This window comes from Aerococcus sp. L_32 (assembly GCF_050689315.1).
The window spans coordinates 1-2,261 of record NZ_JBOEQF010000317.1; the positions used below are offsets into that span (position 1 = coordinate 1).

3 protein-coding genes are annotated in these 2,261 nt (G+C 41.4%); 2 read left to right on the forward strand and 1 reads right to left on the reverse strand.

Annotated elements, in window-relative coordinates:
• Positions 1 to 117: 117 nt before the first annotated feature.
• Positions 118 to 927, reverse strand: coding sequence for a pyrroline-5-carboxylate reductase (gene proC / locus ACRCJ0_RS12280; protein WP_419971098.1), 810 nt, complete (start codon positions 925 to 927; stop codon positions 118 to 120).
• Positions 928 to 1,097: 170 nt separating this feature from the next.
• Between proC and ACRCJ0_RS12285 the strand changes: the two genes are divergently transcribed.
• Positions 1,098 to 1,910 carry a DUF1189 family protein gene (locus ACRCJ0_RS12285; protein WP_419971099.1) on the forward strand — a complete coding sequence of 271 codons (813 nt, stop codon included), beginning with the start codon at positions 1,098 to 1,100 and terminating at the stop codon, positions 1,908 to 1,910.
• Between the two features lie 117 nt (positions 1,911 to 2,027).
• Positions 2,028 to 2,261: aldo/keto reductase (locus tag ACRCJ0_RS12290; protein WP_431390603.1), on the forward strand; the 234-nt coding region annotated here is incomplete at its 3' end.

Sequence of the window (2,261 nt, forward strand, 5' to 3'; positions counted from 1 at the left end):
CATTCAATCCTTTTTAATGTTCTTCATCATTTTGTAGTATCTCTTCAACTATCCATATTACTAGGCAATGGCTCTGAAAGCTAGCAATATAAGCAGGTTTTCAGCAATTTACACAAATTATAAACTTTCCGACTTTTCAATACCCGCAATTATCGTTTCAATAATTGTGCCGCGTAGGTTCATTGACTCAGCTGTGCGGACCTCTTCAATGGTTGTGCCACCTGGCGTACAGACCGCATCCTTCAAAGCGCCAGGGTGTAAGTCCGATTCAATCGCCAACTGAGCTGACCCCTTAACCGCTTGTTTGGCAAAGGCTAGCGCTTGTGGTCTAGTTAATCCTTTTGCCACACCAGCATCCGCCATGGCTTCAATAATCATAAAGATAATCGCTGGACTCGACCCCGCAATCCCTGTGAAGGCGTCCAACTGGTTCTCAGTCAACTGTTCCGCTGAACCGAAAGTATGAAGGATTTGCATAATTAATTCCTTGTCCGCTGCCGATAAGTTTTCATTATAGACAACACCAGAAATCCCTTCCCCAACTTGCGCTGGAATATTAGGCATCACCCGAGCGAATTTGGCAGAATCCCCTAACTGTCCAGCCGCATCGGACAAACTGTAGCCCGTCGCAACCGAAATTACAATCGTCTCCGCAGTAAGTGTTGGTTTGATTTCATCCACCACATCCTTGATTAAGTAAGGTTTTACTGCAAGGATAACTACGTCCGCCCCCTTAGCCGTCTCCTTATTATCTGTCAAAATGGCGAAACCATACTTAGCTGAGTCCGCTACAGCTTTTTCAGGGTTAGCGCGTGAACCAGTAATCAGTTGGTTATCAATCTCGTCCGATTTTACTAATCCGTTTAAAATTGCAGTTCCCATATTGCCTAAGCCGATGATAGCAATTTTTTTATTGATTTCTTTCATATACTGTGCCTTCCTTCTTTAAATGAAAATCCTTAAATGAAATTCCTGTATATTAGAATACTTTCATTTTAGCATAAATCCCGCCACTACACGACAAAGTAAAAGCTTGCCTGATTCAAGCCAAGTTCAGTTATAATGGAGTCACCACTAAAAAGGAGCGATTCATTTAAATGTTTCCAATACACTATGTGAAAGACATGTTCAGCCCAGCTAATATCTTCTACCACCGTCATCTGATGACCTGGTGGAAGTCAATTCTTGTAATGGTTGTCTGGTCGATTATCATGACCTGGCCCTTCGCCAACAGTTTTCAACCCGTTGAAGACGGAACAGTTAATAAAGCCTTTGAAGAACTACAGACCATTATCCCAGAAGAAACAGTCAGCCAATTATCGAATTTTACCTATGATAACGGGTCTTTTCAGTCAGACCAGTCAGATATCGTTATTGACGGTGACCAATTACAAGTGGTTATTTTCCCTAGTGCCGACAATCTTGACGGCTACTTGAAGGGGGCTGACAAGTTACTCTTAATCCTGGCAGACCAATTCGTGTATCAAATAGACCAAGATACACGGTATACTGCTAATCTACCTTTAGACTTGGATGACGATATGACTGATAATGCGACTCTTATCGAAAGTTTACGGGTTAGCTACCAAACGGAAGTGAATACCCAAAGCAAGCAGATCCTCGTCATGACCCGTCAGTTGACCATCTTTATTCTTGGTTTAGGGGGCTTGATGATTATTGTTTCACGGTTAAACATTTTACAAAAACACAAATTCCATGACCTATTCTCCTTCCAATACTGTTTAGGTATGGTCGCAACCGCCATGGGATTACCTGCAATTATCGCCATTATTGTTGGCTTTTATATCACGAGTGTTAGTGTGATGATTCCCATTTTATGGATTGGAACGATTATCATGCTCTACCTTTCTTACCGACGAACAAAATTCATCCGAACAGACACTATTTAAGTCTGTGACTGGATATTTCAATGGACTAGACACTTTTGTTTCCATTTGACGAGAAAACAAGTATAATTTTACCAGTAACAAGAAAACGTTTTCTTAAATTGAAACGGAGGCATATACATGAAATATATCTCATTAGGGCAAAATGGTTTAACAGCACCCAATCTAGCAGTAGGTTGTATGCGGATTGAAGGTAAATCAGTAGAAGAAGTCCAAGACTTAATCCAACAATCCTATGACGAAGGATTAACCTTCTTCGACCACGCAGACATTTACGCAAGAGAAAGAGGTGGGGCGGAAAAATTATTCGGCCAAGCCTTTGCTGGCCTAGACATCCCAAGAGAAAATATCATC

What these genes read in the sequence shown, in the direction of transcription:
- proC (WP_419971098.1), bottom strand. Translation starts at nt 927, where the DNA reads ATGAAAGAAATCAATAAAAAAATTGCTATCATCGGCTTAGGCAATATG.
- ACRCJ0_RS12285 (WP_419971099.1), top strand. Translation starts at nt 1,098, where the DNA reads ATGTTTCCAATACACTATGTGAAAGACATGTTCAGCCCAGCTAATATC.